Genomic DNA, 26,795 nt, shown 5'->3' with positions numbered 1-26,795 from the left:
GGGCACGGCATCCGGAACGTTCCGGAGTGACAGACGGGGCGCTGCCCGCCGGGGTCGCCCGGTCAGCCGGTCACCGGGTCAGCCGGTGGAGGACGACGTCGCGCAGGGCGCCCTCCTCCGCGGTGAGGGTCAGGTACGTGTGGTGGGGCTGGCGCCTGCGGTCGGTCGGGGAGCCGGGGTTCAGCAGGCGCAGCCCGCCCGGGGCCGTGGAGTCCCAGGGGATGTGGCTGTGGCCGAAGACCAGGACGTCCGTGTCGGGGAAGAGCGCGGCGCAGCGCCGCTCGCGACCGGCGGCCGGGCCGGTCTCGTGGACGACGGCGAACCTCAGCCCGCCGAGTTCCGCACGGGCGGTCTCGGGCAGCCTGCGCCGCAGGGCGGGTCCGTCGTTGTTCCCGTACACGGCGACCAGACGCCGCGACCTCGACTCCAGCAGGTCGAGGGTGGCCTCGTCGGTCCAGTCCCCGGCGTGGATCACCACATCCACCTCGCCGAGGGCCGCCAACAGCGCCTCGGGCAGGCGCTTGGCCCGCGCGGGCACGTGGGTGTCCGAGGTCAGCAGCAGGCGCATGGCCCCACCGTAGACGCCCCGCCCCGCGCGGGTCCGGCGGCACACCACAGGGCGGCCGGCGCGTGACCATGCGCGAGCCGGACCCGAAAGAGGCTTCGGCGGCACCCGACTGGGCCCCGAGGACACCCGGTGGCCTCAGCTCCAGGACCCCGCTGTGAGATGCTCGAAGCGTCCGCCCGCGCCCCCTCCCGCCTCACGGAGAAACGCATGCCGGTGAACCGGATGCCGCGCCCGCCCCGCGGACTGCCCGTCGGCCGGGCCATCACCCTGGCCTTCGACTGCCTGGCCACGAACCTGGCGGCCCTCGTGCTGTGTGCCACCGGCCTGCTGCTGCCCGGGATCACTGAGGACTACGGCCCCGCCACCGAGCCCACGTCACCCAGGGCCCTGGCCCTCTTCCTGGCCGCCCTCCTGCTGGTCTCGTCACTGGCCGGGACGGCGGTCCTCCTCTCGCGGGCCGGGACCGAGCGCTCGCGCGCCCTCGCCCTGCGGCTCTCGGCCGTTCGGCTCGCTCTTGTCGTGCTCCTGGCCGCCGCCTTCGTCGTGTACGGCGTCGTCGCCATCGAGCACGCCTGACGCGACCCCGGCGCTACACCGCCGGTGCCGGGTCGCGCGCGGTGCCGGTCCGCTCGTACGCGTGCCCCGCGCGCAGCACCGTCGCCTCGTCGAAGGGCCTCCCCATGAGCTGCATGCCGATCGGGAGGCCCTGGGGGTCCAGGCCGACGGGGACGGTCAGCGCGGGGACGCCCGTGACGTTGGCCGGGGCCGACAGCCGTACGTAGGCGTCGGAGACGCTTTCCACGGTGCCGTCGCCCCAGGTCACGGTGGTCCGCCCGGAGTCGACGGCGGTCATGGGCACGGTGGGGGCGGCGATCACGTCGACCGTGGCGGCCATGTCCAGCCACGCCTGCCGCACGAGCGTGCGGGCGCGCTGCGCGCGCAGGTAGTCCCCGGCGGTCATCAGCTCACCGGCCTCCAGCAGGACGCGTACGTCCGCCGAGTAGAGGTCGGGCACCGCGCGCAGGGTCCGCTCGTGGTAGGCCGACGCCTCGGGCACCATCAGCCCCCAGTGGGTCGCCCGGATGTAGCGCGCCATCGGGATCTCGACGTCGACGAGCCGCGCGCCGAGCTCCTCCAGCCGGGCGATCGCCCGCCGTACCGCGGCTTCCACGTGAGGGTCCACATGGTCGAAGTAGTAGTTGGCCGGTACGCCCACCCGAAGCCCCGTCAGGTCCGTTCCGGGCCCCGGCCGGTGGCCGGCGGGCGGTGCCGCGACGGACGCGGGGTCGCGCGGGTCGTGGCCGGCCAGGGCGCCCAGGACCAGCGCGGCGTCCTCCACGGTCCGGGTGATGGGTCCGACGTGGTCGAGCGACCAGGACAGCGCGGTCACGCCGTGCCGGGGGACCAGCCCGTACGTGGGCTTCAGGCCGACCACGCCGTTCAGCGCGGCGGGGACCCGGATCGACCCGCCGGTGTCGGTCCCCAGCGCGAAGGTGGCCGCTCGCGCGGCCACGGCGACGGCCGATCCGCCGCTGGAGCCGCCGGCCACCCGGCCGCGGTCCCAGGCGTTCGCGGTCTGGGGTGTGGTCAGACCGTAGGCGAACTCATGGGTGTGGGTCTTGCCGACGAACACCGCGCCGGCCGCTGAGAGCCGCGCGGCGACCGTGCTGTCGGCCGTCGCCCGGTGTCCCTCGCGTACCCGCGAGCTCGCCGATGTGGCCGTCCCGGCCACGTCGATCAGGTCCTTCAGGCCCGCGGGGATCCCGTGGAGGGGGCCCCTGGCGCCGGCGCCGGCGATCTCGTCCGCCGCGCGTCGTGCCGCGTCCCGCGCACGGTCCGCCGTCACCGAGGCGTAGGCGCCCAGGCGCGGCTGCACCTGCTCGATGCGCTCCAGCACCGAGTCCACCAGCTCGACCGGGGAGACCCGGCGGGTCCGTACCGCCTCGGCGGCGTCGGCCACGGTCAGTTCATACGGCTGCATGGTCCTGCTCCTCTCCCGCGCGGTACGCGGCGGACGGCGGTGTGTCCCCGAAGTCCAGTTCCCTCAGGAGGGATACGACGGAGTGGATGTGGTCGGCGGTGGCCGCCACTCCCGCGTGGCGTTCGGGCGCCAGGGGGAGGCCGGAGCGTGCGGCCCAGCGGGCCGCCTCCGGAGGGGTGAGGGCGTCGGCGGACATGGGTGTCCTTCCTGCAACGGGCTGAGGGGGAGGGGGCGGTGGACGTCCACCGCCCCTAAAAGCTAACAGGTTGCGTTAGCTGGCGGCAGGGCCTAGCGTACCTAAAAGCAAATCAATCGCGTTTAGGTGGGCCCTCGCCCTCCGCAGACGAAGGAAGGCTTCCCCCGTGCACACAGCACCGCCCGCCGCCGCCCCGTCCTGGACGGTCGGCTCCGTCGTCGTCCGGCGCATCGACGAGGTCCCCCTGCCGCCGCAGACCGGCCCGTGGCTGCTGCCGGCCGCCACCGCCGACGTCGTCACCGAACAGGACTGGCTGCGGCCCGACTTCGCGGACCGGGGCGGTGTCCTGCGCCTGGACAGCCACAGCTTCGCGCTGGTCGTGGACGGGCTGCGCGTCGTCGTGGACACCGGGATCGGCAACGGCAAGACGCGCGCCAACCCGGCGTGGCACGACCTGCGTACCGACTACCTCGAACGCCTCGCGCAGGCGGGGTTCCCGCCGGAATCCGTCGACCTGGTCCTGTTGACCCACCTGCACACCGACCACGTCGGCTGGAACACGCGCGAGCTCGACGGCACTTGGGTCCCGACCTTCCCCAACGCCCGCTACCTCGCCTCGAAGGCGGAGTACGACTTCTGGGCCGCCTACGACATGGACGAGGCCCGGGCGGCCATGTTCCGCGACTCCGTGCACCCGGTCGACGAGGCGGGGCTGCTCGAAGCGGTCGACGTGCCGGCCGTCGGCGTCACCGTGGCGGCCGGTCTGGAACTGGTGCCGGCTCCTGGTCACACTCCCGGTCATGTGGCCGTACGGGTGACCAGTGGCGACGCCACGGCCCTGATCACCGGGGACTGCATCCACCACCCCGTGCAGCTGGCGCGTCCGGAGATCGGCAGCTGCGTCGACATCGACCCCGGGCGGGCCGAGGCGACCCGCCGCTCACTGCTCGCCTCGCTCGCCGACACGGGCGCGCTCCTGCTCGGTACGCACTTCCCCCCGCCGACCGCCGGCCGCGTGGTCACCGACGGCGACGCCTACCGGCTCGCCCCCGTCCCCGGCCGGACCGCGGACACCGCGGGCTGACGGGGTCAGTGCGGCGCGCCGAAGCCGTCCAGGAGGTCCTGCACGAGCCCCCGCGCGTACTCGGCGGTGAGACTTCCGGGTGCTCCGGGTGCTCCGGGTGCTGCGGGGTCTCCGGGACGGAAGAGGATGCGGTACATCATGGGCGCCACGACCCGGTCGAGGACCAGCTCGACCCCCGGGGCGTCCTCGCCGCGCTCCGCCGCCCTGGCGAGCACGACGTCGATCTGCTCCGCCGCGTACTGCGAGCACCGCGCCGCGTTGTCGCCGTCGGGGGCCCCGAGCAGGGCGTCGCGGATGTAGGCGCGGCCGATCGGAGACGCCATCTCCTCAATGAACTGCTCGGCCCAGTTCCGCAGGTCCGCAGCCAGGTCGCCGTGGTCCTGCGGCGGCGTGTCCGGCCGCAGGTTCTCCACGGCGACGTCGGACAGCAGCTCCTGCAGGTCGCCCCAGCGCCGGTAGACCGTCGACGGGGTGACGCCGGCACGTGCCGCCACCAGCGGAATGGTCAACTCGGGGCGGCCCACCTCCGCCTGGAGTTCGCGCACCGCGGTGTGGACAGCCTCCTGGACCCGTGCGCTGCGGCCGCCGGGGCGGACCATCGGTTTGCGACTCATGCCAGCAGCTTAAAGCAAAGTTCTTGCTTCACGGGGTCCGCGTGACGCCTTAAAGCGAACAGTTTGCTTTAATGCCCAGCCGATCGATAGACTGCTTAAAGCTAATCATCCGCTTTAAGTGAGGAGCTGCTGATGCCGCCGACGGGGAAACGCCCGCCGTTCGCCCTCAACGCATCCGTCCTGATCACGCTGTTGGCCGCCTCCAGCGCACCCACGCCCCTCTACCCCGTCTACCAGGACCGGTGGGGCCTGTCCGCCCTGTCCGTGACGGTGGTCTTCAGCGCCTACACCCTGGCCCTCCTGACCGCACTGCTCACCACCGGCGCCCTGTCGGACCACCTCGGACGGCGCCCCGTCCTCGTCGGCTCGCTCGCTCTGGAAGCCGTCGCCATGGCGGTGCTCGCGAGCGCCGACTGCGCCGACACCCTCATCGCGGCCCGCGTACTCCAGGGACTCGCCACCGGCGCCGCGACCAGCGCGGCCGGAGCCGCCCTCGTCGACCTCGACCCACCGGGACGCCCCGGCCGGTCCGCCCTCACCAACAGCATCGCGCCGGCGGCCGGCATGGCGGCCGGAGTCCTGGTGGCCACCCTGCTCATCCGCCACGCCCCCGGACCCACCGTCACCGTCTACCTCGTCCTGGCCCTCGTCTTCCTCCTCCAAGCCGCCGCCATCGCCCTTTCGCCCGAGACGATCCGGCCGTACGCCGGAGCGTGGCGTTCCCTGCGTCCGCGCGTCGCCGTCTCCCCGAACGCCCGCCGGGCCTTCCTGATCAGCGGGGCCGGCGTCGTCGCCGTCTGGGCACTCGGCGGCTTCTACTCCTCCCTCGGCCCGGCCTTCGTCCACCTCGTGGCCCCGGGCGCCCCGCAGGCGGCCGGCGGCATGGTCTTCTTCGCCCTGAGCCTTTCCGCGGCCGTCACGGTCTGGACGACCCGCGTCCTGCGCCCCCTCACCGCCACCCTCCTCGGCTGCGCCGCGGTCCCCGCCGCCGCGGCCCTCTCCCTGGCCGGCATGCACCTGGTCAGCCTGCCCGCCGTCTTCGCCGCGGCCCTGCTGGCCGGCGTCGCCTTCGGAGCGGTGGCGCAGGGCTCGATGCGCATGGTGCTCGCCCGGGTCCCGCAGGCGGACCGGAGCACGACCCTGGCCGCGTACTACGTGCTCTCCTACGTCGCGATGAGCCTGCCGGCCGTCGGCGCGGGCGTCCTGACGCAGTCCTACGGGCTGCGGACGGCGGCCCACCTGTACGCCGGCCTCGTCGCCCTCCTCGCGACGGCCGCGTTGCTCACCCTCGCTCTCACCCGCACCCGCACCCCCGCTCGCACGAGAACTCCCGCAGATGCCGCCGGCCCGGCCGCAGGGACGAGCGGACGTCGCGTCAGGTCCCGGCAGGCGGTGGTGGGTACCGCACGATGCGGTGACACCCTGGAGCCATGGCATCAAGCAATGAATGGTTCGCGGGCGACGCGGACGCGGGCGCGCACGCGAGCGCGGGCATGAACGGTGGCACCGCAGGCGCGGCGGGCCGCGTCCTGGTGGTGGACGACGACCCCACGGTCTCGGAGGTCGTAGCCGGCTATCTGGAGCGGGCCGGATTCACCGTGCACCGTGCCGATGACGGTCCGTCCGCCCTGGAGGCCGCCGCCCGGTACCGGCCCGACCTGGTCGTCCTCGACCTGATGCTGCCGGGCATGGACGGTCTGGAGGGGTGCCGCCGGCTGCGTGCCCACGGAGCGGGAACTCCTCACCTGCCGGTCGTGATGCTCACCGCGCGGGGCGACGAGGAGGACCGGATCCTGGGCCTGGAGGTCGGCGCGGACGACTACGTGACCAAGCCCTTCAGCCCGCGTGAACTGGTCCTGCGCGTACGGTCGGTGCTGCGCCGCGCGTCCGCGGCCGTCCCGGCGGGCGAGCCCCTGCTCTCGGCCGCCGGCCTGACCGTGGACCCCGTCGCCCGCCGGGCCACCCGGGACGGCGTCGAACCTGCTGGTCAACGCCATCCGCCACACCCCGGCCGAAGGCACCGTGGCGATCGCCGCGGAACGCCGAGCCGACGCGGTGGTGTTGTCCGTCACCGACGCCTGCGGCGGGATCCCGGATGAGGACCTGCCCCGTGTCTTCGACACCGGCTGGCGGGGGTCGCGGGCCCGTACGCCTCCCTCGGGTGCGGGCCTGGGCCTGGCGATCGTCCGGGGCATCGTCGAGGCCCATTCCGGGCACGCCGACGTCCACAACGTGCCCGGGGGCTGCCGCTTCGAACTGACCCTCCCGGCCCCCGCCTGACCCGACGTACGGCGGGCCGGTCAGGAGGCGGCGACGCGTACCGCGAACAGGACGGCGTCGTCCCGCGCGTCCCGCGGACCGACGGAGCCCAGGAGGGACCGCAGCAACGCGTCCAGCGGAACCCCCGGGGGAGCCGTGGTGAGCTGCTGGGAGAGCCGGTCGACGTTGTCCTCGATGTCCCCTCCCCGCTCCTCGACCAGCCCGTCGGTGTACAGCAGCAGGGTGCTGCCCGGGGGCAGCGAACGGCTGTCGCAGGTGCGGGGCCCCGGTGTCAGGGCGTGGTGCAGCAGCACGTCGTGCCGCGCGAGGGTCTCCACGGCGCCGTCCGCGGTGACCACGAGCGGCGCCGGGTGGCCCGCGTTGCTCCACCTCAGCCGCCAGTGGCCGTCGGCCGCCGGAGTGAGGTGGGCGTGGACGGCGGTGCCGCTGGCCGGGAGGTTCAGACGGCGGCAGGCCCGTTCCAGTGCGCAGAGCGCCTGGTCCGGGCCTTCGCCCGCATGGTCGTGATCGGCCTGGCGCAGCATGCTGCGGACCTGGCCCATCAGCGCGGCCGCCCGCATGTCGTGCCCGGTGATGTCGCCGACGGTGAGCGACAGCGCGCCCGTGGCGGCCCCGCCCGGTGCCACCGGCAGCGGGTAGGCGTCGTACCAGTCACCGCCGACCATGTCGTCGCGGGCGGCCGGCCGGTACAGGGCGGACAGCTCCAGGCCTGGTACGTCGGGCAGTTCGGTGAGCATGGCCCGCTGGAGCTGGCGGGCGACGGTGACTCGTTCGTCGAGGTGGAGGGCGCGTTCGAGGGCCTGGGCGGTGTAGCCGGCGAGCGTGGTCAGTACCGCACGCTCGTCCACGCCGATCTCGTACGGGGCGTCCCACCCCAGGACCAGGGCCCCGAGGGTGTCGTGGGTACCGCGCAGGGGCAGGCAGGCGGCGGTCGCGAGGTGCAGGCCGTCGAAGGCCGGGGTGGCCGGGTGGCCGGGAGCGGCATCGGTCCCGCCCGCCACCGACGGCCCGTCGACCACGATCAACCGGTGCTCGCGCACCGCCCGCGCGACCGGCCAGTGCGAACCGAGGCCGAAGGGCTCGGCGAGTCTCCCGGGCGGAGGGCCGAAGACATCGTCGTCGACGGGACCCGTCACATGGTGGAGCATCCCCTGCCGCACCAGCACCAGGTCGATACCGGCCGGTTTGAGGTCCCCGCCGACGAGGTCCCCGACCCGCCGGCGGACGTCGTCCAGTCCGCTGGTGTCGGCGAGGTCCTCGGAAGCCCGCAGGAGCAGCTCGGAACGGTTGAGCAGCCCGTGCACGCGGGTCGCCTCCCCCTCCGCCGCCTCGCGGGCCTGGCGGACGGTCTCGGAGCGCGTCCGCATCCGCATCTGCGCACTGCAAGCGGCGGCGAGGTCCGACAGGTCCCGTACGTCGTCCTCGCTCCACTTCCGGGGGGCGCGGTCCGTGACGGCGAGGACGCCCAGGAGCTCGCCCGAACCGCCGACGAGGGGGACGCCTGCGAACGCGAAGGACGCGCCGCCGTCGTAGCCGTCGCCGTCGTCGGAACCGTCCCCGACATGCGACAGGAAGCGGGGCATTCCGTCCTCCGCGACCAGCCGGCAGCACGCCGGCACGGCCGGGTCGGATTCCGCCCCGACCGGCCAGCACTCGGGTGCCGCGCCCGCGGCCTCCCCCGCCGGCTCCAGCCAGACGAGTCCCAGTGGCACCGCCAGCAGCCGCGTGGCGAGCCGGGCGAAACGATTCAAGCCGCTTCCTCTCCTGCCGGGCCCCCACCTGCGCATTCGACGCCTCCCATCCTAGGCTCGCGCCCACCGCCGAGCCCTCCCCCTGCCCCGCCCTGCCGCCGTGGCGCGGCGCCGGGCCCCGGCGCCCCGCCACGGCCGCCGTGAGGGCGCGGGCGCCCGGCTCCCGCCGGCTGCCCTACAGTGGGCGGTCCGTGATCCCGCAGGAGACCGACATGCGAGCCCAGCAGACCGGGGGCGGGCCGGACGACGGCGCAGACGCCCTGTTCGGCCTGGAGGACATCGACCCGGGGCGGGCGCCCCGCCCGCAGGGGAACGCCGGCCCGCTGTTCCGGGACGGTCCCGCCGCGCGCCGGCTGCTTTCCGTAGGCACGATCTTCGCCGAACCCGCGGCCGCGGCCTCCCCGCGCGGCAGGCAGGTCCTCGCCCGGTACCCCGACGCCGAGGTCGTCCCCGTCGACTCCCACTGGCGGATCCCCGACCTCCACGGGAACGAGCAGAACGTCGACCGCTGGGTCCGGATCAAGACGGAGACGCTGGTCCTGGGGGAGAAGAAGACGCTCACCACCCGGCCCAACGGCCGCTCCGCGGACTGGATCGCCCCCGGGCCGGCCAACGGCTGCGCCATGGCCTGCGCCTACTGCTACGTCCCGCGCCGCAAGGGCTACGCCAACCCGGTCACCGTCTTCACCAACATCGAGCGCACCATCGCCCACCTCTCCCGGCACATCGCGCGCCTCGGCCCCAAGCCCGAGGCCAACCAGTGCGATCCGCTCGCCTGGGTCTACGACATCGGCGAGAACAGCGACTGCTGCGTCGACGCCCTGATCAGCGACAACGTGGCCGACCTGGTGCACGCCTTCGCGCGGTGGCCCGCCGCCAAGGCGTCCTTCGCCACCAAGTTCGTCAACCCGGACCTGCTCCTCCTGGAGCCCCGAGGCCGCACCCGCGTGCGGTTCTCCCTCATGCCGCCGAGCGACTCCAGGCTGCTCGACATCCGCACCAGCCCGGTGGAGAGCCGCATCGCCGCCGCCGGGGACTTCCTGGACGCGGGCTACGAGGTCCACTTCAACCTCTCGCCCGTCGTCCTGCGCCCCGGCTGGGAGCGCGACTGGTCCCTGCTGCTCCGGCACATGGACGACGTGCTGCCCGCCCGGGTGAAGGACCAGGCGGCCGCCGAGGTCATCATGCTGACGCACAACAAGGACCTGCACGAGCTCAATCTCGGCTGGCACCCCCGCGCGGAGGACGTCCTGTGGCAGCCCCGCCTCCAGGAGCCGAAGCGTTCGCAGAACGGCAGCTGGAACGTCCGCTACCGCAGTGACGTCAAGGCCGGGGCCGTCGCGGCGGTGCGTGAGCTCGTCGCCGCCCACGCGCCGTGGCTGCGGATCCGATACGCCTTCTGAACAGGCGGCTGTGTCAAGAGCATTGACAGAAGTTGAACACAATCAGACTCTGAGAGCGCTCTCACATTTCAATTAATCCATCCCTGCCTAGCCCACCGCTCCATCGGCAGGTCCCCCCACGCAAGGAGGAAGAGAGTGTTCCGCTTGTCGAGAGTGCTGGCGTTCGGCGTCGCGGCCCTGTCGGTCGGCGCCGGCGTGCTGTTCTTCGGCCCGCCGCCGTCCGCGGAGGCCGTGCCGGCCACCATCCCGCTCACCATCAAGAACAACTCGGGGCGCAGCGAGCCCGTCTACATCTACAACCTGGGCACCCAGCTCACGACGGGCCGGCAGGGCTGGGCCGACGCCAGTGGTGCTTTCCACCCCTGGCCGGCGGGAGGAAACCCGCCCACCCCCGCCCCGGACGCGTCGATCGCCGGCCCGGCCAACGGGCAGACCAAGACGATCCGCATGCCCAAGTTCTCCGGACGCGTCTACTTCTCCGTCGGACGCAAGCTCGTCTTCAGGCTCACCACCGGCGGCCTGGTGCAGCCCGCCGTGCAGAACCCCACAGACCCCAACCACGACATCCTGTTCAACTGGTCCGAGTACACGCTCAACGACGCCGGCCTGTGGATCAACAGCACCCAGGTCGACATGTTCTCGGCCCCGTACGCGGTGGGCGCGAAGGCGGCCGACGGCTCGGTCAAGAACACCGGCCGTCTCAAGGCCGGCGGGTACGGCGCCGTCTTCGGCGGGCTGCGTTCGGCCGGCTGGGGAGGCCTGATCCAGAGCCGCCCCGACGGTACCCCGCTGCGGGCGCTGTCCCCCGGCCACGGCATCGAGGCGGGCGGCATCCCGGCCGGCGCGATGAACGACTACATCAACCGCGTCTGGAGCAAGTACAGCTCCTCCACCCTCACGGTGACGCCGTTCGCGAACGAACCCGGCACCAAGTACTACGGCCGGGTCTCGGGCAACGTCATGAACTTCACCAACGGCTCGGGTGCGGTGGTCACCAGCTTCCAGAAGCCCGACTCCGACAGCGTCTTCGGCTGCTACAAGCTCCTCGACGCCCCCAACGACACCGTCCGCGGCCCGATCTCCCGCACTCTGTGCGCGGGCTTCAACCGCTCGACGCTCCTGACCAATCCGAACCAGCCCGACGCGAACGGCGCCGGCTTCTACCGCGATGCCGTCACCAACCACTACTCCCGCATCATCCACGCGCAGATGGCCGACGGCAAGGCGTACGGCTTCGCCTTCGACGACGTGGGCGCCCACGAGTCGCTGGTGCACGAGGGCAACCCCCAGGAGGCCTTCATGACGCTGGAACCCTTCAACTGATCCCGGGCCGGGGCCGGTCGGGCCGCCGGCGTCGCGTCAGTGGTTGTGGCGCGCTCCGTGCTCCAGCCACCGGGCGCCGGCGGAGCCGTCCTCGCCGGCCGTGCCGTCCGCACCGGCCTCGTGGCCGAAGAGGGGCAGGGGGGCCTGTTCACCGGGCCCCGTCGCGGTCAGGGGGATGCCGAGGCTCTGGCACATCCGCCGCGCGCGGGCCAGCGCGCTGAAGGTCATGGGAGAGGGGGAGCGGCTCGGCAGCTCGACGGTGACCCGCGCCGGGCGGTGGGCGTGGACGAGGGATTCGATCTGCAGCGCGGCCGCGGCCCGATCGGTGACGTGCAGCTCGTGCAGGATCCGCACGTGCAGCGTTCCGTCGGCGATGTGGTGACTGATGACCATGCCGCGCCTCCCCGCACCCGCCGGAATCCGGGCACCCCGCCGTCGGGGGTGTCCGGAACCCAGTGTGCGGCAGCGGGCCCGCCCGGACGAGTCGGGCCGGTCAGGCCTTGAGGGCCCGCCCTGCCACCGTCAGGGCCAGGCGGCGCGGAGCCAGCGTGGAGGCCGTCGCAGAGAGCCGGTTTCCGAGGCCGACGACGATGCTGGGCGGCGTCCTGTCGCGTTCCAGTGCCCGGCGGGTCGCCGTGACGACCTGCTCGGGGGTGGCCATCCGCCCGACGGCGGCGTCCTGGCTGCCGACGACGTCGAAGAACTCGGTACGGACCGGGCCGGGCGAGACGGCGAGCACCCGCAGCGAGGAGGAGCGCGTCTCGTAGGCGACGGCCTCGGTGAAGTTCAGGACGAACGCCTTGGTGGCCCCGTACACCGCCATCGCCGGGGTCGGCTGGTAGGCGGCGGCGCTGGCGACGGTGACGAGGGCGCCCCGGCCGTCGGCCGTCAGGTCCGGCAGGAACTGCCGGGTCAGCTCCGTCAGGGCCGTCACGTTGAGCTGGATCATCTCGCTGATCCGGGTGGGGTCCTGGTCGGCGAACGGGCCGTGGCTGCCGAAGCCCGCGTTGTTGATCAGGGTCTGCATGCGCAGTCCGAGCCCGTCGAGCTCCGCGTGCAGCGCGGCCGCGGCGCCCGGCCGGGCCAGGTCGACGGCGACGGGGTGCGCCTTCACCCCGTACCGGCGCCGAAGGTCCGCCGCGATCTCCTCCAGCCGCTCGACGCGGCGGGCGACGAGTACGACGTCCGCTCCGCGCTCGGCCCACTGCCGGGCGAACTCGACGCCGAGGCCGGCGCTGGCCCCGGTGATCAGGGCTGTGGTTCCGCGGTATGTCATAGACATGGTCGGCGCTCCGTTCCGGTGTTCCGGCCGATGGACGATAATTTGAATGTAGACAGAGCAAACATTGTTGTCAATGACAACATCGAGTGAGGGGAGGCCGCCTTGGCCGACGCCGATTCGCCCTACCACCACGGCAACCTCCGCGAGGCCCTGCTGGCGCGCGCGGAGGAGGTCCTCGCGACGACGGGGGCGGACAGCCTGTCCCTCCGCGCCCTCGCCCGGGACCTCGGTGTCAGCCACGCCGCGCCGGGGCGCCACTTCCGCGACCGGCAGGCGCTGCTCGACGCGCTCGCCGTGCGCGGCTTCACCCGCCTCAACGAGGGTCTGCGGGCCGCCGTCGACGCGCCCGGCCCCGTCACCGCCCGGCTCGCCGGCATGGGGCGCGCCTACATCGCCTTCGCCGTGGCGAACGCCCCCTTGCTGAGCCTGATGTTCACGGCCAAGCACGCCGACGACTCCAGTGCCGAACTGCGCGAGCTCGGCCACCAGAGCCTGCACATCGCCGCCGGACTCGTCGCCCTCGCGCAGCAGGAGGGCGTCGTGCGCGCGGGCGAGCCGGACCGCCTCGCCCAGGTCGCCTTCTCCACCGTGCACGGCCTCGCGGCCCTGGCGGTCGGCTCCCTCCTGGAGGACACCCCGCTGTCCGAGGCCACCGACCTCGCCCTCGACGTCCTGCTCGCCGGCCTCGCGGCCCCCCGCGGTGACGCGGCACCGCCGGGTGCCTGACCACTCGAAACGGTGACTCCTCCGGCGCCGCCCCCCGCCTAGCGCATTTGGGTCCGCGGCGCCACCTCGCGACCGCGCGGCGCGGTCGGCGCCGGAGGGGATTCAGGGGTGAAGGCCCGTGCTGCCCAGGCGCCGGCGGGCGGTCGACCTCCCCTTACGTCGCCTCCCCCCGTGGGCCGTCCACCGCCGGGGCCGGAATTCGTCGCCATCGTTGGCGCATAACGGTTCCTCCGGTCCGATGAACTCCAACGAAAGCGCGCGTGCGGGCAGTTGGGCGTCGTTATGCTCCCGCCCACCGGTCAGAAGGTCACCCTTTTCCGATAATTCGAGGACGCCGATGGAGCAAAGAGACATTCCACCCGAAACGGCTCACCCGGAAGCGGGAGCAAGCCGGGCGCTGCCCGCGATCGGGTCCCTGGCCGCCGTCTGTCTGGTCGGGGCGCTTGTTTCCTCCTCCGGGCCGGTCGGCACCATCCTGATCGCCGCGGGCGGCCTGTGCACCGCCGCGGTGTTCGTCGAAGCCCTACGGCGCGGCCGCGCCCTCGCCGCCCGGGGCTCCGAGATCGCCGCGCTCCGGCACACCCTGGCCCGGCAGGAGACCGAGGCGACCCGCCTGTCCGCGGTGGTGCTCCCCGAGGCCATCGAGCGACTGCGCCGGGGCGAGGTGGCCGAGGAGGTGCTCACCTCCCTGGGCGGCCGCGCCGGACACGGCAACCGCTGGGGCAACGACGCCGCCCTCACGCCGCGCTTCAGAGCCGCGCTGCAGGCCGTACTGGCCCACGTCATCGACGCCGTCGACAACGAGGAGAGCCTGCGCGACTCGGCGCAGCGGGCCTTCGTGAACGTCGCCCGCCGCGTGCAGGCGATCGTCCACCAGCAGGCGCACGAGATGCGCGAGATGGAGGACCGGCACGGCCGCAACCCGGACGTGTTCGGAGACCTCCTGCGCCTGGACCACGGCACCGCCCTCATCGGCAGGCTCGCCGACTCCATCTCCGTCCTCGGCGGTGCGCGCCCCGGCCGGCAGTGGAGCAGGGCCGTCACCCTCTACAGCGTCATGCGCGGCGCCATGTCGAGGATCATCGACTACCAGCGGGTCGAGCTCCACTCGGTCACCGAGGTCGCCGTCGTCGGCCCGGTCGTCGAGCCGCTGATCCACACCCTCGCCGAGCTGCTGGACAACGCCACCCGCTACTCCCCGCCGCACACCCGGGTCCACCTCACCGCCGTCGAGGTGCAGTCGGGCATCGCCGTGGAGATCGAGGACGGCGGACTGAGCATGAGCGAGGAGGCCCGCGCACGCGCCGAGAAGATGCTCGCGCAGGCGCAGTCCGGCATCGACCTCAACGACCTGGGCGAGACGCCGAGGCTCGGCCTGGCCGTGGTCGGCCGGCTCGCGCAGGCGTACGGGTTCCAGGTGTCCCTGCGCTCGTCCGCGTACGGCGGTGTCCGGGCCGTCGTCATCGTGCCGCAGCACCTGATCACCACCGCGTCGGCGGCGACCGGTCTCGCCCACGGCATCGGCTCCTCCTCGGGGCCCAGGGCGGTGTCCGCCACACCGCGGGAGCACCCCGTCGACGCGATGTCGGCCGGCGTCCCCGTGCCCCGGCCGACGCCGGCTCCGTCGCCCGGGCCGATGCCGGGCCCGATGCCCGGCCCGATGCCCGCCAGTGGCGGGCCGACCGCCGAACGTACCGCGACCGGCCTGCCGCAACGGCGCCGGAAGGACCGTGTCGCCACCTCCGAAGTCCGGCCGGCCGCGAGGCCGCAGCCGGCCGACGACAACGGCCCCGGAATGTGGCTGGAGGCGTTCCACAGCGGACTGTCGGGTGAGCCCGGCCAGGACGCGCCGGGCGCCCAGGATGCGTCGGGTTCAGCGACCAAAGGGGCGTAAACAGTGATGACTCAGCGAAGCAGTATGGACTGGATGCTCAAGGACCTGGCCGCCGGCGTGCCGCAGACGCGGCACGTGATCGTGCTGTCCGCGGACGGCCTCTGCGTGGCCCAGTACGGGGCCGAGACGGACACGGCCGACCGCCTGGCGGCCGCGTGCGCCGGCCTGCAGAGCCTTGCCGGAGCGGTGGCCGCCGAACTGCCCAGCTCCGAGGGCAGAATGCGGCTGGTCGTGATCGAGATGGACGGCGGCTTCTTCTACCTCATGGCCGCCGGGGACGGCTCCTACCTCGCGGTCCTCGCCGACGAGGGCGTCGACGCGGGCCTGATGGGCGCGCAGATGCGCAACCTGGTGACCCGAATGGGGGACCACCTGAGCAGCCCGCCCCGGCACGACGGGCAGCCCGCGTGAAAGAGCCGCCCTCAAGCTGGGAGGACGGCAGTCCCGAACGGCTCTACGTCATCACCGGCGGACGCAGTGGACCCTCCACCTCCGTCCAGCTCGACCTCGTGACCTTAGTGGTGGCCAAAGGGCCTCCCCGACCCGAGACGCAGCCCGAGCAGGCCTCCATCCTGCGGATGTGCCAGTCACCGCTGTCGGTGGCCGAGATCGCCGCGTACGTCGGCCTGCCCGTGAGCGTCGTCACCGTGCTGGTCGGAGACCTGATGGCCGCCCAACGCGTGCACGTCCGCCCGCCCATTCCCGCCGCGCAGCTACCCGACCTTGCTCTGATCGAGGCAGTGATCGATGGACTTCAGAAGCTCTGACCCGCCCGCCGGGCCGCGCGAGGCGGACGTACTCCCGCAGTCGGCCGCGGCGGCCGTGAAGGTCGTGGTCGTCGGCGGATTCGGCGTGGGCAAGACGACGATGGTCGGTGCCGTCAGCGAGATCAAACCGCTGACGACCGAGGAGACGATGACCAGGGCCGGCGTCGGTGTCGACGACACCTGGGGCGTCTCCCACAAGATCACCACCACCGTGGCCATGGACTTCGGCCGCATCAGCATCAACGACGAACTCGTCCTGTACCTGTTCGGAACACCCGGCCAGGAACGCTTCTGGTTCCTGTGGCGCGGGCTCTTCGAGGGCGCCCTCGGGGCCGTCGTACTCCTCGACACCCGGCGGCTGGAGATCAGCTTCGACGTCATCGGGCGGCTGGAGGAGCGCGGCGTCCCCTTCGTCGTGGCCGTCAACTCCTTCCCCGGCGCGCCCGACCACCCCCTGGAGGAGCTGCGCGAGGCCCTCGACCTGCCCCCCGCCGTCCCGATCCTCGTCTGCGACGCCAGAAGGCGGGACTCGTCCCGCGATGTCCTGCTGACCCTCATGCGCTACCTGCACTCCCAGGCAGCCACCCAGGAGGCAATGTGAGCACCACCCCCACCCCACCGCCCGGGTGCCCCGCCCACGCCGCGGCGACCGCGGGCGGCCTGTACCGCCTGCACGGAGCGGAAGCCCAGGCGGACCCCCTCGCCCTGTACGAGAAGCTGCGGGCCGAGCACGGCCCGGTGGCCCCGGTGCTCGTGAGCGGGGACCTCCCGGCGTGGCTCGTCCTCGGCCACCGGGAGAACCTGGACGTCGCCCGCACCTCGTCGCGGTTCGCCCGCGACCCACGGGGCTGGCGCGACATGAGAGAGGGCCGCGTGCCGGCCGACACCCCGCTCGGCCCCATGGTCTCCTGGGTGCCGGTGTGCAACTTCACCGACGGCCCCGTCCACGAGCGGCTGCGCTCGGCCGTCGTGGAGTCCCTGGAGCGGTTCGACAAGCGCGGCATCCGCCGCTACGTGACGCGCTTCGCCAACCAGCTCGTCGACCAGATCGCCGCAGAGGGATACGCCGACCTGGTGCCGGCCTTCTCCGACCAGCTCCCCATGCTGGTCATGACGCAGCTCATCGGGGCACCCGACGAACACGGGCCGCTGCTCGTCAACGCGGCGCGCGACATGCTCCAGGGGACGGAGACGGCACTCCAGAGCGACCGCTACGTCACGACCACGCTGGAGAACCTGGTCGTCGAGCGCAAGGCCAAGCCCGCCCGCGACCTGGCCTCCTGGCTGATCGAGCACCCCGCGGACCTGACCGACACCGAAGTGCTCATGCACCTGCGCGTCGTGCTGATCGCGGCCTACGAGACCACGGCCAACCTGATCGCCAACACGCTGCGCACCGTCCTGACCGACCCGCGCTTCCGGGCGAGCCTCTCCGGAGGCCACATGACCCTGCCCGACGCACTGGAGCAGGTCCTCTGGGACGACCCGCCGATCAACACGATCATCGGGCGCTGGGCCACCGGGGACACCGTGCTCGGCGGCCAGCAGGTGAAGGCCGGGGACATGATCCTGCTCGGCCTTGCCGCGGGGAACGCCGACCCCCAGATCCGCCCCGACCCCTCCGTGTCCGTCCACGGCAACCGCTCGCACCTGGCGTTCAGCAGCGGCCCGCACGAGTGCCCCGGCCAGGACATCGGGCGCGCCATCGCGGACACCGGCATCGAGGTCCTGCTGGACCGGCTGCCCGACCTCCAGCTGGCGGTCGACGCGAGCGAGCTCCAGTGGCGCGGCACCCTGATGTCGCGTCACCTGCTGTCGCTGCCGGTGCGGTTCGCCCCGCGTTCCGCGCCCGCCCCGGCCCCGCAGCTCCCGGTGGAGCATCCGGCCGGGCATCCCGTCCACCCGGTGATCCCGCCGCAGCCGACGGCGCCGCCCCCGGTCGCCGGCGGCCGCAGGCGCCGTGGCGTCAGCTGGTGGCGCCGACTGCTCGGCCGCCGCTGAGCACAACGTCCGTACCGAGGTCCCCGGCCGCACCGGCCGGGGACCTCGGTCTTTCCGCTCAGCCGTGCAGGTGCCGCCACCAGGCCGCCAGGGCCGGCAGATCCGGCGGCTCCGTCCCGGCGGCGCTGGGCTCCTCGGCATACCGGACCATGAACTCCGCTTCCGGGACAGGCAGTTCGAACCGGTTGCGCGGACTGGCGTACCGGGGTGCTCGGTTCTGCCAGGCGATGGAGCCGGCCACGTAGTGGCCCAACGCCGCCAGATGGCGGCGCAGTTCGACACCCCCGTGCTCCCCGCCGTCCGCGCCGTCCTCCAGCCGCGCGCGCAGCCCGGTGAACAGGACCATCACCCGGTCGCGCAGCGCCACGGCGAGCGGGACCGCCTCGGCCGGGGAGCAGCCCTCCTGATGGGCGAGCACGTTGACGAGGTTCACCTCGCGCGGCTCCAGGTGGTCGTCCTTGTCGTAGGAGAACAGGTCGTTGTCCGCGCTGACGACGAAACCGGCCGCGTCCGTCAGGACCGTCAGGGCGGGGGAGCAGAGGACGTCCGCCGGCAGCCGGTCCCCGCGGGCGACGTCCGACCAGGTCAGTGAGAACCGTGTGCCGTTCGCCAGCGGCCCCATGGCGACGAAGTCGTTCAGCCCCGGCATCGACCCCGCCTCCGCCCGGGCGGCCCGCCAGGCCGCCCCGAGCAGCCAGTCCCGCGTCCCTTCGACGAATCTGCGCAGCTCGTAGGGGGTGAGCATGGCGTGGGTGCGGTTCACCAGGTCCAGCAGTGCGCGGGTCATGGGCCCGTCGGGCAGTACGGACGCTTCGGGATCCTCGATGGTCCGCAGCAGCCGCACCCCGTGTTCGACGACCGCGGCCGTCCCCACCTCGTCGGAGCCCGAATCCTGCCAGTCGTCCACGGCGTTGGCCCAGTAGTTCCACCGGGTGAACAGGAGGACGGCCTCCACGTCCCCGTCGGGGATGATGCGGCAGGAGAAGTCCGCACTGTGGGTGGCGAGCCCCCATGCGCGCTCGACCGGATCGGGGTACAGGCCGAAGGCGTCCAGCCACTCGACCGCCCGGGACTCCACCTCCTTGGCCTCGGGATGGACGAGGTCGCGCGGCAGGGGGCAGTAGAAGGGCGGCAGGCCCGTACCGAGGAGCGAGGGCCGGGGCGGCGCGGTCATCGGCCACCGCCGATCCGGAAGCGCAGCAGTCGCGTCTCCACCGCGTGCTCCCGCCAGAGCCGGAAGAACTTGCTGTGCGCGATCGTCGACTGTTCGAGCCGGTCGCCGGTCCAGGCGCCGGGTTCGGCACGGGAGTCCGCCCGGAGCCGGTCGAGTTCGGCGGTGTTCCACGCCATGGACTGCACCCAGAACTCCGCCACCGAGTCCGTCACGTCCTCGTCCTCCACCAGCTCGAAGCCGGCTGCCTCGGCTGCGGCCAGGTACTCCCCGTGCCGGCCGAGCCGGGTTCTGTAGTAGCCGTCCATGAACTCCCGCCATTCGGAGTCGCCCACGAAATGCTCCTGGATCCCGAACCAGCCACCGGGTTCGAGGGCCTTGGCGACGACCTCGAACAGCCGGGTCCGGTCGGTGTAGCCGCTGCTCTCGTTGGCGTAGACGGCGTCGTACGCGCGCGTCTCGTCGAGGTCGTGCACATCGGCCAGTACGGGCGTCACGCGCTCCGCGACCCCGGCGTGACGGGCGAAATGGTTGACGATCGGGAGGTGTTCCGGCGTGACGGTGAGGCTGGTGACCGACGCCCCGTGCTCCTGCGCCCAGTAGAGCGAGGTGCCGCCCAGTCCGCAGCCGATGTCGAGCAGGCGCCGGGGAGGTGTCTCGTACGCGCCCCACGTGCGGGCCGCGTGGTCGACTATCCGCTCCTGCGAGTCGAACAGGCTCTGCTGCAGCGTGCTCTGGGGAACGGTGGTGTCCGGTGGGCCGTCCGGGTACAGCCCCACGTGGAAGTGGACGCGCGGGCCCGGACCGTACTTGTGCAGGATCTCCTGTGTCTTGCGGCTGTAGTAGAGCCGCACCTGGTCCTCCGCGGCCGAGCCGCGGCCGCCGCCTAAGGGCCATACGAAGGGTATAACGCGCATGGGGTGTCCGCCCTTTCGTGGGGTAGGGCTGCCCTCCGGGAGGCGCCGGCGCCGCTCTCGTAGCGTCCCGAAAAGGCACACTGTTGAAGCCCGGACCATCGTGGCACTTCGTAGGCACCACGTCAGCCCGCTGGAGCAGCACGGTACCGCCAAGATCCTTGCTCTGTGCCCTGGTTGACGGCGATGACGGGCTTGCCCCCGACGTGCCCGCCGGTGGTCCCGGCGACCCGCAGATCGCGCCCGCCGACGAGGCCGGCAAGGCGCGGGCATCGACGAGGAGACGCCCCCCGCGCGACGCCCGTCCCGTGGTTCCGGCCACGGGACGGACCAGAGGATGCGCCCGTCAGGTCAGCGCCGCCGCCAGGGCCTCGGCCGCCCTCGCGACCAGTGCGTCCTCGCGCGGCGCCGCGGCGTCCGGCTTGGTGGTCAGCACGGCCAGCTCCACGGGCGGCCGCCCGGGAGGCCAGGCGACGCCCACGTTGTTGTTGGTCCCGTACGACCCGGCGCCCGTCTTGTCCCCGATCACCCAGTCGCGCGGCAGGCCGGCGCGGAACCGGTCGCCGCTCGTCGTGTTGGACACGAGCCACCGCGTCAGGAGTTCCCGGTGCCGCGGGGCGAGCGCGTCGCCGAGCACGAGGCGCCCGTACGTGCGCGCGATGGCCCGGGGGCTGGTCGTGTCGGTCACCCGCGAGGGCTCGGCCGAGTTCAACTCCGGCTCCCAGCGGTCGAGCCGTGTCGTGCGGTCCCCGACGGAACGGCAGAACCGGGTGATCGCCGTGGGCCCGCCCAACTCGCGGAGCAGCAGGTTCGCGGCGCCGTTGTCGCTCTGCGCGATGGCCGCCGAGCACAGCTCGGCCACCGTCAGCCCGCCGGCGACGTTCTCCGGCCGCCCGGTCACCGAGCCGCCGCCCGCGGAGGTGACGTCCTCCTGCGTGTAGTGGATCCGCCGGGCGAGAAACTCACCGTCGCGGTCCAGGTCCCGCATCACGGCCGCCGCGGCCGGCGTCTTGAACACCGAGCACATGGGGAACAGTTCGTCGGCCCGGTACAGCACCGTCCGGCCCGTGCCGGTGTCCCGGGCGTACGCCCCCACCCGCGCGCCGTACTCGCGCTCCAGCGCACGCAGTCGCCGGACGGCCTCGCCGCCTCCGCCGGGCTTGCCGGGCGCGGCTGGTGTCGCCGCACGGGCCGCGCCCGCCGGCAGCGCCGCGGTCAGCGCCACCCCCGCTCCCAGAGTCAGTACGGCACGACGGGTCTGCTCCACGTCGCCTCTCCTCTCCCTCGACGGTCACGTGGTGACAATGACGTCAAAGGAGATCATTTCGGTTCCACGGGTCGGTCCGGTCAGTGGCCCGGGGCGGCGGCGGGACCCTGTTCGCGGACGGCCCAGGGGGAGCCGTACGCCGTCAGCAGGTCGAGGAAGGGGAGCGGCGGCAGCGCCTCGGGACCCAGGACGCCGGCCCCGGACCACACGCCGGTCGCGAGCAGTTCGAGGGCCACCACCGGGTTGACGGCGGTCTGCCAGACGACGGCCTGGGAGCCGTACTCGCGCATCGACCACTGGTTGTCGACCACGTGGTAGAGGTAGACCTCGCGCGGCCGGCCGTCCTTGGTGCCCTTGACCCAGGTGCCGGCACAGGTCTTCCCCGTCATCCGGTCCCCGAGCGTCGCAGGGTCGGGCAGGCAGGCCGCGACCACGTCGCGCGGCGAGACCCGGACCTCGGCGCCGTCCTCGCCGCGGACCGGGACCCGGACCGTGGAGTCCAGGCCCAGCGCGTGCAGGGTCTTGAGCTTGCCGATGAAGTCGTCGCCGAGGCCGTACTTGAACGTCACGCGCCGGGCACCGACCCAGCGCGGCACCAGGAGGACCTCCTCGTGCTCGACGTTGACGCACTCGACCGGCCCGATGCCCTCGGGGAAGTCGAAGACCTCCGGCTCGCTGAACGGCTCGGTGGTGAACCAGCCGCGCCCGCTCTCGTACACGACGGGAGGGTTCAGGCACTCCTCGATCGTCGTCCAGATGTTGAAGGACGGGGCGAAGTCGTAGCCCTCGACGGCCAGGTTTGCCCCGTCGCGGATGCCGATCTCCTCGATGTCGTCGAAGAGTTCGTCGGCCGCGTAGCGGGCGAAGACGTCCGACAGCCCGGGCTCGACACCCATGCCGACGAGCGCCAGGCGGCCCGACTTCTCCCACTCCGCGGCCTGCTCGAACTGCTCGTCGCCGAGCTTGACCCCGCACTCGCTGTGCGGGTGGTCCGGATGCGGGCGGGAGAGGGACATGGCCATGTCGACGTAGTGGCTGCCCGCCGCCAGCGCCGCGTTGAACAGGGGCATCACGAAGCGCGGGTCGGTGGCGTTCATCAGCACGTCGCACCCGTGCTCCGCGAGCAGCCCGGTCACCGCCGCCTCGTCGGAGGCATCGACGCGGCAGGCGCTGAACCGCTGCTCGGCGGAGCCCAGGGCGGCGACCGCGGCCTGCGCGCGGCCCAGGTCGTAGTCGGCGACGACGAAGTGGTCGAAGAAGTCGCGGCGTGCGGCGATCTTGGTGATCGCGCTCCCGACACCGCCGGCACCCACAAGCAGAACACGCATGTCTTGGTCCTCTCTCGGTGAGGCATCCGCCTCAGGAGGCTGATGGAACCGGGCGCCCCGAGTTAAGGTCAATGGTGTTGGCATAAGGCCGGGACGTTACGGAGGCGGGCGGCGATGGCGAAGGACGTGGTCCCCGAGGAGGCCCGCAGGCGGCGGCGACCGACCCGTCAGGGGACGGTGCTCTCCGAGAAGCTGATCGTCGAGACGGCGCTGCGGATGGTGCGCGAGCACGGCAGCGCGGGCCTGTCCGCCCGGCGGCTCGGCGCCGCGCTGGGCGCGGACCCGAGCACCCTGTACCGGTACTTCGAGGGCATGGACGGGCTCACCCTCGCCATCGGCGAGGAGCTGATCGGCCGGGCGCTCGCCGGCTGGTCCCCGACCGGCCGGTGGCGCGACGACCTCCGCGCCCTCGGGCTGCGCATCCACGGCGCCTACCTCGCCCACCCGCAGGCCGCCCTGCTGACCGCGAGCCGGGTGACCGGCCGGCCCCGCGAGATCGCGGCCGACGAGGCGATCCTGGGCATCCTGCGCGGTGCGGGGTTCGGGGACGAGGACGCGGTGCGGATCTACCACGCCTACGTCGACCAGAGCCTGGCCTTCGCGGCCCTCGACGCGGGCCCCCTGGCCCTGTCGGCCAAGGCGCGCGAGTCGGACGAGGAGCGCTGGGAGTCGACGTACGCCCGCCTGCCGGCGGACGCGTACCCGAACATCGCGGCCACCGCCGGGCTGCTGGCCGCCCGGATGCCGCACAGCGCCTACCCGGTCGCGCTGGAGATGCTGCTGGACACGGCGGAGCGGCAGCTGGCGGATGCCGGGGCCTGAGCGGGGGCCGGGGCGTGGGCCTGAGCCGGGGGCGGGGCCGGGACGGGGCCTGGGCGGCAGGGCTTATGCCAACACCATTGACCCTCTGGGCGGCGCACGGGTTTCCTCATCGCATTCACGCCCCGTTCACACCGCACCAGTGAGGGACCATGGTCGAAGACACCCCGCGGACGCCGCAGGCCGCCACGCTCAGACCGAACGCGATCGGGTTCGTCGACGCGCTCGCCATCGGGCTCAACGCCACCTCGCCGGCGTACTCCCTGGCCGCGGTGATCGGGCCGATCGTCGCGCTGGTCGGCCTACACGCTCCCGGGGTGATGCTCGCGTCCTTCGTACCGATGGTCCTCATCGCATCCGCCTTCTACTACCTGAACCGCGCCGATCCCGACTGCGGCACGACCTTCTCCTGGGTGACGCGCGCGCTGGGTCCCACGGCCGGGTGGCTCGGAGGCTGGGCGATCACGATGACCGGCGTCCTGGTCGTCGGCTCGCTGGCCGACGTGGCCGTGAACTTCGGCCTGCTGGCCGTCGGCCTGGACGCCCTCGCGGGCGACACCCTGATCCGCCAGGCGCTGACCGTGCTCGTGATCGTGGTGATGGCGGCGCTGTGCGTACGGGACACGCAGGCGGCGGCCCGGTTGCAGAACGTCCTGGTCCTGCTGCAGACCGTCTGCCTCTTCGTGTTCGCGGGGGTGGCCCTGTACCGGGTCTACGCGGGCACCGCCTCACTCGACGCCGTACGGCCGGCCGCCGGCTGGCTCGACCCCTTCGCGGCGGGCGGAACGGCGCTGACCGGCGGGCTGCTCCTCGGCGTCTTCGTGTACTGGGGCTGGGAGTCGGCCGTGAACCTCACCGAGGAGACGAAGGACCCCTCCTCGGCGCCGGGGCGGGCCGGCATCTGGTCGACCGTCGTCCTCCTGGCCACCTACGTCTCCGTGGCCTTCGCGGTCGTCGCCTTCGCCGGTACCGGCTACCTCGCCGCGCACGCCGACGACGAGGAGGCCGTCTTCGCCTCCCTGGCCCGTGAGGCCCTCGGCGGCTGGGACTGGATCGTCCTGCTGGCCGTCGCCACCTCGGCACTCGCCTCGACCCAGACGACGATCATCCCGGCGTCGCGCACCGCGCTCTCCATGGCGCGCCGGCACGCCCTGCCGAGCCGTTTCGGCATGATCCACCCCCGCTACCGCACCCCCGCCGTCAGCACCTGGTGGGTCGCCGGCACGGCCACCGCCTGGTACCTGCTCATCCACCGGATCAGCGAGAACGCCCTCGCCGACTCCCTGACGGCGCTGTCCCTGCTGATCGCCTTCTACTACGCCCTCACCGGCATCGCCTGCGCGGTCTACCACCGGCGCCGGCTCACCGCGAGCCTGCGCGAGTTCCTGCTCATCGGGGCCGGCCCGCTCGTCGGCGCGGCCATGCTGGTCTGGTTGCTCGTGGAGGCGGTGGCCGACATGGCGGATCCGGCCAACTCATCCGGCGGAGCGGCCTGGTTCGGCATGGGCCCGCCCCTGGTCATCGCCTTCGGCCTGAGCCTGGTCGGAGTGCTCCTGATGCTCGCCCGCCGTGCGGCGTCCGGCACGTTCTGGACCGAACGCCCCACCACCGCCCCTGCCCCGGCCCCCACCCCGCACGAGCCCGGGGCCCCGGACCGTCTGCCGGTCGCCTCCACCACCGGCGAATGAACCACCCGCCGCCGGACGCGGCGGCCGCAGCCCCGTACGGCGGCACGGGCGCGGCCGGGCGACCGGCGGCGGGCGGGCCGCCGCTCGGTACCCGCGCGGGCTACCGGTGGCCGCGGTTCGTGACGAGGTCGCGGGCGTGGTCCACCAGGCCGATGCCCGGGGCCGCCGCCGGCGGGGTGCCGGGGGAGCGGGGCGCACGCAGCTTCGCGCACCGGACGCTGTCGCCCATCCGTTCCAGGGCCTCCTGCGCGCAGGTCTCCCGCAGCCGGGGGAAGAGGTTCTCCTCCTCGTCCCAGACGTGCGCGGTGACCTCGGCCCTGAGCGCCGCGACGAGCTGGTCGAACTCGGGTCCGTCGGCGTCGAGCCCCTCGAGGTCCTTGAGGATCTTCTCCATCCGGGCGTGGTCGGCGATCTCCCGGTCCGCGATGAGATCACCGTCCGGGAGCACCTCCCGGAGGGTCGGATAGAGGTGCTCCTCCTCGGCGACCGTGTGCCGGACGAGTTCGATCGTCAGCCGCTCCGCCGCCGTCTGCCGTTCTGCCGCGGGGACGGCCTGTACGAGGATGTCGAACGTCTCGTCCATCTCGCGGTGGTCCGCGGTCAGTTCGGTGATGACGTCGACTGCGTGTGCCATGGCGAAACTCCGTTCCGTCGAGGATCGGCCTGCTGACCGGCACGGACTGCCGGCCCGGTTCCGCGTCTACCCGGCCCCGCACGCGTTAGCCGCGCGCAGGACCGGGCAGGCGCAGGGGAGGAAGAACAGCACGCGAACCCGTGGAGGAGGTACTCATGAAGGCCTCGACCGTCGCGTACAAGCCCGTGGGGATGACCCTGGGCGCCCTCGGAGGCGTGCTGGCCGGCATCGCGTTCAAGCAGGTGTGGAAGCGGCTCGGCCACGAGGACGACGCACCGAATGCCACCGACCAGGACCGGTCGTGGCGGGAGATCCTCATCGCCGCGATCCTGCAGGGCGCCGTGTTCGCCGCGGTCAAGGCGGCGATCGACCGGGGCGGAGCCGTGGCCGTCAGGCGCCTCACCGGCACCTGGCCCGACTGACCCGACCGACGACCGGCTCGTGAGGTAGGTTGCCCGCCATGATCGGAATCGAACACGTCGACTGGCCGCCCGCCCCGTTACGGACCGAACGGCTCGTGCTCCGCGAGTCCGAGGCCCGGGACCGCCCGGCGTTCATCGAGCTGTTCGCCTCCGCGAAGGTGGGCACCTACCTCGGTGGCGCCCGGCCGCGTGACGAGCTGGAGCGGCGCGTGCCCGAGGTGCCCGGCCGGCGCCCCGGCTCCTTCGTGACCGAGCTCGACGGAGCGATGATCGGCATGATCACGCTCGATCAGCGCGCTCCGGGCCGTCCCGGGCACATCCGTCCGGAGGCCGGGGAGGCCGAGCTCGGCTACACGTTCCTGCCGCACGCCTGGGGGTGCGGCTACGCCGCAGAGGCGTGCGCTGCGGCCCTCGACTGGTTCGCCGACGCCCGTCCCGGCGAGCCCGTGGTGCTGTGCACCCAGAGCGCCAACGACCGCTCCGTGCGCCTCGCGGCGAAGCTCGGCTTCACCGAGGTGGAGCGGTTCGAGGAGTTCGGCGCCGAGCAGTGGTTCGGCGTGCGGACCATCCGTCGGGGGATGCGCGGACAGTGAATCCGGCGCGCGGGCATCGCGTGGTCCGAGGTGCCGTCGGGCGCAGGACCTCCGGTGAGGGGCGACTGCGGCACCAAGTCCTGGGAGTC

At 73.0% G+C, this 26,795-nt stretch carries 29 protein-coding genes; 17 read left to right on the top strand and 12 right to left on the bottom strand.

The window, feature by feature from the left end; translation table 11 throughout:
- Nucleotides 1-70 precede the first annotated feature (70 nt).
- Nucleotides 71-568 (bottom strand): metallophosphoesterase family protein, encoded by a 498-nt coding sequence (locus OHA91_RS04440; protein WP_328738633.1) that lies wholly within the window; start codon nucleotides 566-568, stop codon nucleotides 71-73.
- Between the two features lie 207 nt (nucleotides 569-775).
- Here OHA91_RS04440 and OHA91_RS04435 point away from each other — a divergent pair, with 207 nt between their 5' ends.
- The gene (locus OHA91_RS04435; RefSeq protein ID WP_266495058.1) at nucleotides 776-1,144 is read left to right on the top strand and encodes a hypothetical protein; all 369 of its coding nucleotides are present in this window, start codon (nucleotides 776-778) and stop codon (nucleotides 1,142-1,144) included.
- Between the two features lie 13 nt (nucleotides 1,145-1,157).
- On the opposite strand, the gene OHA91_RS04430 is transcribed toward OHA91_RS04435, so the two are convergent.
- A complete protein-coding gene (locus OHA91_RS04430; RefSeq protein ID WP_328738632.1) occupies nucleotides 1,158-2,549 on the bottom strand; it encodes an amidase in 1,392 nt (463 codons plus the stop codon).
- A complete protein-coding gene (locus OHA91_RS04425; RefSeq protein ID WP_266495064.1) occupies nucleotides 2,536-2,745 on the bottom strand; it encodes a hypothetical protein in 210 nt (69 codons plus the stop codon). Before OHA91_RS04425 ends, OHA91_RS04430 begins: the two co-directional genes overlap by 14 nt.
- 166 nt (nucleotides 2,746-2,911) lie before the next feature.
- Between OHA91_RS04425 and OHA91_RS04420 the strand changes: the two genes are divergently transcribed.
- Nucleotides 2,912-3,829 (top strand): MBL fold metallo-hydrolase, encoded by a 918-nt coding sequence (locus tag OHA91_RS04420; RefSeq protein WP_328738631.1) that lies wholly within the window; start codon nucleotides 2,912-2,914, stop codon nucleotides 3,827-3,829.
- A 5-nt stretch (nucleotides 3,830-3,834) separates the two neighbouring features.
- Here OHA91_RS04420 and OHA91_RS04415 read toward each other — a convergent pair whose 3' ends face one another.
- The gene (locus OHA91_RS04415; RefSeq protein ID WP_328738630.1) at nucleotides 3,835-4,443 is read right to left on the bottom strand and encodes a TetR/AcrR family transcriptional regulator; all 609 of its coding nucleotides are present in this window, start codon (nucleotides 4,441-4,443) and stop codon (nucleotides 3,835-3,837) included.
- A gap of 132 nt (nucleotides 4,444-4,575) precedes the next feature.
- Between OHA91_RS04415 and OHA91_RS04410 the strand changes: the two genes are divergently transcribed.
- The 3 genes from OHA91_RS04410 to OHA91_RS04400 are packed head-to-tail and all read left to right on the top strand — an operon-like array spanning nucleotide 4,576 to nucleotide 6,723.
- Nucleotides 4,576-5,940, top strand: a complete 1,365-nt coding sequence (locus OHA91_RS04410; RefSeq protein WP_328738629.1) for an MFS transporter — start codon at nucleotides 4,576-4,578, stop codon at nucleotides 5,938-5,940.
- Entirely contained in the window at nucleotides 5,937-6,542 is a 606-nt protein-coding gene (locus OHA91_RS04405) for a response regulator transcription factor (protein WP_328741075.1), read from the top strand. Before OHA91_RS04410 ends, OHA91_RS04405 begins: the two co-directional genes overlap by 4 nt.
- The gene (locus OHA91_RS04400; RefSeq protein WP_328738628.1) at nucleotides 6,466-6,723 is read left to right on the top strand and encodes a sensor histidine kinase; all 258 of its coding nucleotides are present in this window, start codon (nucleotides 6,466-6,468) and stop codon (nucleotides 6,721-6,723) included. The genes OHA91_RS04405 and OHA91_RS04400 overlap by 77 nt, the downstream gene beginning before the upstream one ends.
- Nucleotides 6,724-6,743: 20 nt before the next feature.
- Here OHA91_RS04400 and OHA91_RS04395 read toward each other — a convergent pair whose 3' ends face one another.
- Nucleotides 6,744-8,474 (bottom strand): SpoIIE family protein phosphatase, encoded by a 1,731-nt coding sequence (locus tag OHA91_RS04395; protein ID WP_328738627.1) that lies wholly within the window; start codon nucleotides 8,472-8,474, stop codon nucleotides 6,744-6,746.
- 212 nt (nucleotides 8,475-8,686) lie between these two features.
- Here OHA91_RS04395 and OHA91_RS04390 point away from each other — a divergent pair, with 212 nt between their 5' ends.
- Both OHA91_RS04390 and OHA91_RS04385 read left to right on the top strand, forming a co-directional pair.
- The gene (locus tag OHA91_RS04390; protein WP_266495075.1) at nucleotides 8,687-9,877 is read left to right on the top strand and encodes a spore photoproduct lyase family protein; all 1,191 of its coding nucleotides are present in this window, start codon (nucleotides 8,687-8,689) and stop codon (nucleotides 9,875-9,877) included.
- Nucleotides 9,878-10,012: 135 nt separating this feature from the next.
- On the top strand, nucleotides 10,013-11,200 hold the full coding sequence (locus OHA91_RS04385) for a glycoside hydrolase family 64 protein (protein WP_381621083.1): 1,188 nt from the start codon (nucleotides 10,013-10,015) through the stop codon (nucleotides 11,198-11,200).
- Between the two features lie 36 nt (nucleotides 11,201-11,236).
- Here the strand turns inward: OHA91_RS04385 and OHA91_RS04380 are convergent, their stop codons facing one another.
- Both OHA91_RS04380 and OHA91_RS04375 read right to left on the bottom strand, forming a co-directional pair.
- Complete coding sequence (locus OHA91_RS04380) at nucleotides 11,237-11,593, bottom strand: hypothetical protein (RefSeq protein WP_266495078.1); 357 nt, start codon at nucleotides 11,591-11,593, stop codon at nucleotides 11,237-11,239.
- A 100-nt stretch (nucleotides 11,594-11,693) separates the two neighbouring features.
- Complete coding sequence (locus OHA91_RS04375; RefSeq protein WP_266495081.1) at nucleotides 11,694-12,482, bottom strand: SDR family NAD(P)-dependent oxidoreductase; 789 nt, start codon at nucleotides 12,480-12,482, stop codon at nucleotides 11,694-11,696.
- A 102-nt stretch (nucleotides 12,483-12,584) separates the two neighbouring features.
- On the opposite strand from OHA91_RS04375, the gene OHA91_RS04370 reads away from it, so the two are divergent.
- The 6 genes from OHA91_RS04370 (at nucleotide 12,585) to OHA91_RS04345 (ending at nucleotide 17,870) form a co-directional block, all read left to right on the top strand.
- Nucleotides 12,585-13,208 carry a TetR/AcrR family transcriptional regulator gene (locus OHA91_RS04370; RefSeq protein ID WP_266495083.1) on the top strand — a complete coding sequence of 208 codons (624 nt, stop codon included), beginning with the start codon at nucleotides 12,585-12,587 and terminating at the stop codon, nucleotides 13,206-13,208.
- A gap of 337 nt (nucleotides 13,209-13,545) precedes the next feature.
- Nucleotides 13,546-15,102, top strand: coding sequence for a sensor histidine kinase (locus tag OHA91_RS04365; RefSeq protein WP_266495086.1), 1,557 nt, complete (start codon nucleotides 13,546-13,548; stop codon nucleotides 15,100-15,102).
- Nucleotides 15,103-15,108: 6 nt separating this feature from the next.
- Nucleotides 15,109-15,513, top strand: a complete 405-nt coding sequence (locus OHA91_RS04360) for a roadblock/LC7 domain-containing protein (RefSeq protein WP_030031532.1) — start codon at nucleotides 15,109-15,111, stop codon at nucleotides 15,511-15,513.
- Nucleotides 15,510-15,869 carry a DUF742 domain-containing protein gene (locus OHA91_RS04355; RefSeq protein WP_266495090.1) on the top strand — a complete coding sequence of 120 codons (360 nt, stop codon included), beginning with the start codon at nucleotides 15,510-15,512 and terminating at the stop codon, nucleotides 15,867-15,869. Before OHA91_RS04360 ends, OHA91_RS04355 begins: the two co-directional genes overlap by 4 nt.
- Nucleotides 15,850-16,470 carry a GTP-binding protein gene (locus tag OHA91_RS04350; protein WP_328738626.1) on the top strand — a complete coding sequence of 207 codons (621 nt, stop codon included), beginning with the start codon at nucleotides 15,850-15,852 and terminating at the stop codon, nucleotides 16,468-16,470. Before OHA91_RS04355 ends, OHA91_RS04350 begins: the two co-directional genes overlap by 20 nt.
- Entirely contained in the window at nucleotides 16,467-17,870 is a 1,404-nt protein-coding gene (locus OHA91_RS04345; protein ID WP_266495094.1) for a cytochrome P450, read from the top strand. The genes OHA91_RS04350 and OHA91_RS04345 overlap by 4 nt, the downstream gene beginning before the upstream one ends.
- A gap of 58 nt (nucleotides 17,871-17,928) precedes the next feature.
- On the opposite strand, the gene OHA91_RS04340 is transcribed toward OHA91_RS04345, so the two are convergent.
- The 4 genes from OHA91_RS04340 to OHA91_RS04325 all read right to left on the bottom strand — a co-directional run bounded on the left by OHA91_RS04340 (nucleotide 17,929) and on the right by OHA91_RS04325 (nucleotide 22,550).
- Nucleotides 17,929-19,044: a terpene synthase family protein gene (locus OHA91_RS04340; protein ID WP_328738625.1), complete on the bottom strand. Its 1,116-nt coding sequence runs from the start codon at nucleotides 19,042-19,044 to the stop codon at nucleotides 17,929-17,931.
- A complete protein-coding gene (locus OHA91_RS04335) occupies nucleotides 19,041-19,958 on the bottom strand; it encodes a methyltransferase domain-containing protein (RefSeq protein WP_266495098.1) in 918 nt (305 codons plus the stop codon). Before OHA91_RS04335 ends, OHA91_RS04340 begins: the two co-directional genes overlap by 4 nt.
- Nucleotides 19,959-20,301: 343 nt before the next feature.
- Nucleotides 20,302-21,222, bottom strand: a complete 921-nt coding sequence (bla, locus tag OHA91_RS04330) for a class A beta-lactamase (RefSeq protein WP_328738624.1) — start codon at nucleotides 21,220-21,222, stop codon at nucleotides 20,302-20,304.
- Nucleotides 21,223-21,302: 80 nt separating this feature from the next.
- Nucleotides 21,303-22,550, bottom strand: a complete 1,248-nt coding sequence (locus OHA91_RS04325) for a saccharopine dehydrogenase family protein (RefSeq protein ID WP_328738623.1) — start codon at nucleotides 22,548-22,550, stop codon at nucleotides 21,303-21,305.
- 114 nt (nucleotides 22,551-22,664) lie between these two features.
- On the opposite strand from OHA91_RS04325, the gene OHA91_RS04320 reads away from it, so the two are divergent.
- Both OHA91_RS04320 and OHA91_RS04315 read left to right on the top strand, forming a co-directional pair.
- Nucleotides 22,665-23,372 (top strand): TetR/AcrR family transcriptional regulator, encoded by a 708-nt coding sequence (locus OHA91_RS04320; protein WP_266495107.1) that lies wholly within the window; start codon nucleotides 22,665-22,667, stop codon nucleotides 23,370-23,372.
- A 149-nt stretch (nucleotides 23,373-23,521) separates the two neighbouring features.
- On the top strand, nucleotides 23,522-25,057 hold the full coding sequence (locus OHA91_RS04315) for an APC family permease (protein WP_328738621.1): 1,536 nt from the start codon (nucleotides 23,522-23,524) through the stop codon (nucleotides 25,055-25,057).
- Between the two features lie 100 nt (nucleotides 25,058-25,157).
- On the opposite strand, the gene OHA91_RS04310 is transcribed toward OHA91_RS04315, so the two are convergent.
- The gene (locus OHA91_RS04310) at nucleotides 25,158-25,691 is read right to left on the bottom strand and encodes a hemerythrin domain-containing protein (protein WP_266495111.1); all 534 of its coding nucleotides are present in this window, start codon (nucleotides 25,689-25,691) and stop codon (nucleotides 25,158-25,160) included.
- Between the two features lie 155 nt (nucleotides 25,692-25,846).
- Between OHA91_RS04310 and OHA91_RS04305 the strand changes: the two genes are divergently transcribed.
- Nucleotides 25,847-26,113, top strand: a complete 267-nt coding sequence (locus OHA91_RS04305) for a DUF4235 domain-containing protein (protein WP_266495114.1) — start codon at nucleotides 25,847-25,849, stop codon at nucleotides 26,111-26,113.
- Between the two features lie 38 nt (nucleotides 26,114-26,151).
- The gene (locus tag OHA91_RS04300; RefSeq protein ID WP_328738620.1) at nucleotides 26,152-26,706 is read left to right on the top strand and encodes a GNAT family N-acetyltransferase; all 555 of its coding nucleotides are present in this window, start codon (nucleotides 26,152-26,154) and stop codon (nucleotides 26,704-26,706) included.
- Nucleotides 26,707-26,795: the final 89 nt, after the last annotated feature.

The organism is Streptomyces erythrochromogenes (genome assembly GCF_036170895.1).
GTDB lineage: Bacteria > Actinomycetota > Actinomycetes > Streptomycetales > Streptomycetaceae > Streptomyces > Streptomyces erythrochromogenes.
This window is presented reverse-complemented; position numbering and strand designations above follow the sequence as displayed.

Coding starts and splice junctions, on each gene's coding strand:
- OHA91_RS04425 (WP_266495064.1), bottom strand. CDS start 2,745: ATGTCCGCCGACGCCCTCACCCCTCCGGAGGCGGCCCGCTGGGCCGCA.
- OHA91_RS04430 (WP_328738632.1), bottom strand. CDS start 2,549: ATGCAGCCGTATGAACTGACCGTGGCCGACGCCGCCGAGGCGGTACGG.
- OHA91_RS04325 (WP_328738623.1), bottom strand. CDS start 22,550: ATGCGTGTTCTGCTTGTGGGTGCCGGCGGTGTCGGGAGCGCGATCACC.
- OHA91_RS04405 (WP_328741075.1), top strand. CDS start 5,937: ATGAACGGTGGCACCGCAGGCGCGGCGGGCCGCGTCCTGGTGGTGGAC.
- OHA91_RS04360 (WP_030031532.1), top strand. CDS start 15,109: ATGACTCAGCGAAGCAGTATGGACTGGATGCTCAAGGACCTGGCCGCC.
- OHA91_RS04320 (WP_266495107.1), top strand. CDS start 22,665: ATGGCGAAGGACGTGGTCCCCGAGGAGGCCCGCAGGCGGCGGCGACCG.
- OHA91_RS04365 (WP_266495086.1), top strand. CDS start 13,546: ATGGAGCAAAGAGACATTCCACCCGAAACGGCTCACCCGGAAGCGGGA.
- OHA91_RS04435 (WP_266495058.1), top strand. CDS start 776: ATGCCGGTGAACCGGATGCCGCGCCCGCCCCGCGGACTGCCCGTCGGC.
- OHA91_RS04440 (WP_328738633.1), bottom strand. CDS start 568: ATGCGCCTGCTGCTGACCTCGGACACCCACGTGCCCGCGCGGGCCAAG.
- OHA91_RS04340 (WP_328738625.1), bottom strand. CDS start 19,044: ATGACCGCGCCGCCCCGGCCCTCGCTCCTCGGTACGGGCCTGCCGCCC.
- OHA91_RS04350 (WP_328738626.1), top strand. CDS start 15,850: ATGGACTTCAGAAGCTCTGACCCGCCCGCCGGGCCGCGCGAGGCGGAC.
- OHA91_RS04380 (WP_266495078.1), bottom strand. CDS start 11,593: ATGGTCATCAGTCACCACATCGCCGACGGAACGCTGCACGTGCGGATC.
- OHA91_RS04300 (WP_328738620.1), top strand. CDS start 26,152: ATGATCGGAATCGAACACGTCGACTGGCCGCCCGCCCCGTTACGGACC.
- OHA91_RS04410 (WP_328738629.1), top strand. CDS start 4,576: ATGCCGCCGACGGGGAAACGCCCGCCGTTCGCCCTCAACGCATCCGTC.
- OHA91_RS04310 (WP_266495111.1), bottom strand. CDS start 25,691: ATGGCACACGCAGTCGACGTCATCACCGAACTGACCGCGGACCACCGC.
- OHA91_RS04415 (WP_328738630.1), bottom strand. CDS start 4,443: ATGAGTCGCAAACCGATGGTCCGCCCCGGCGGCCGCAGCGCACGGGTC.
- OHA91_RS04305 (WP_266495114.1), top strand. CDS start 25,847: ATGAAGGCCTCGACCGTCGCGTACAAGCCCGTGGGGATGACCCTGGGC.
- OHA91_RS04315 (WP_328738621.1), top strand. CDS start 23,522: ATGGTCGAAGACACCCCGCGGACGCCGCAGGCCGCCACGCTCAGACCG.
- OHA91_RS04375 (WP_266495081.1), bottom strand. CDS start 12,482: ATGTCTATGACATACCGCGGAACCACAGCCCTGATCACCGGGGCCAGC.
- OHA91_RS04335 (WP_266495098.1), bottom strand. CDS start 19,958: ATGCGCGTTATACCCTTCGTATGGCCCTTAGGCGGCGGCCGCGGCTCG.
- OHA91_RS04390 (WP_266495075.1), top strand. CDS start 8,687: ATGCGAGCCCAGCAGACCGGGGGCGGGCCGGACGACGGCGCAGACGCC.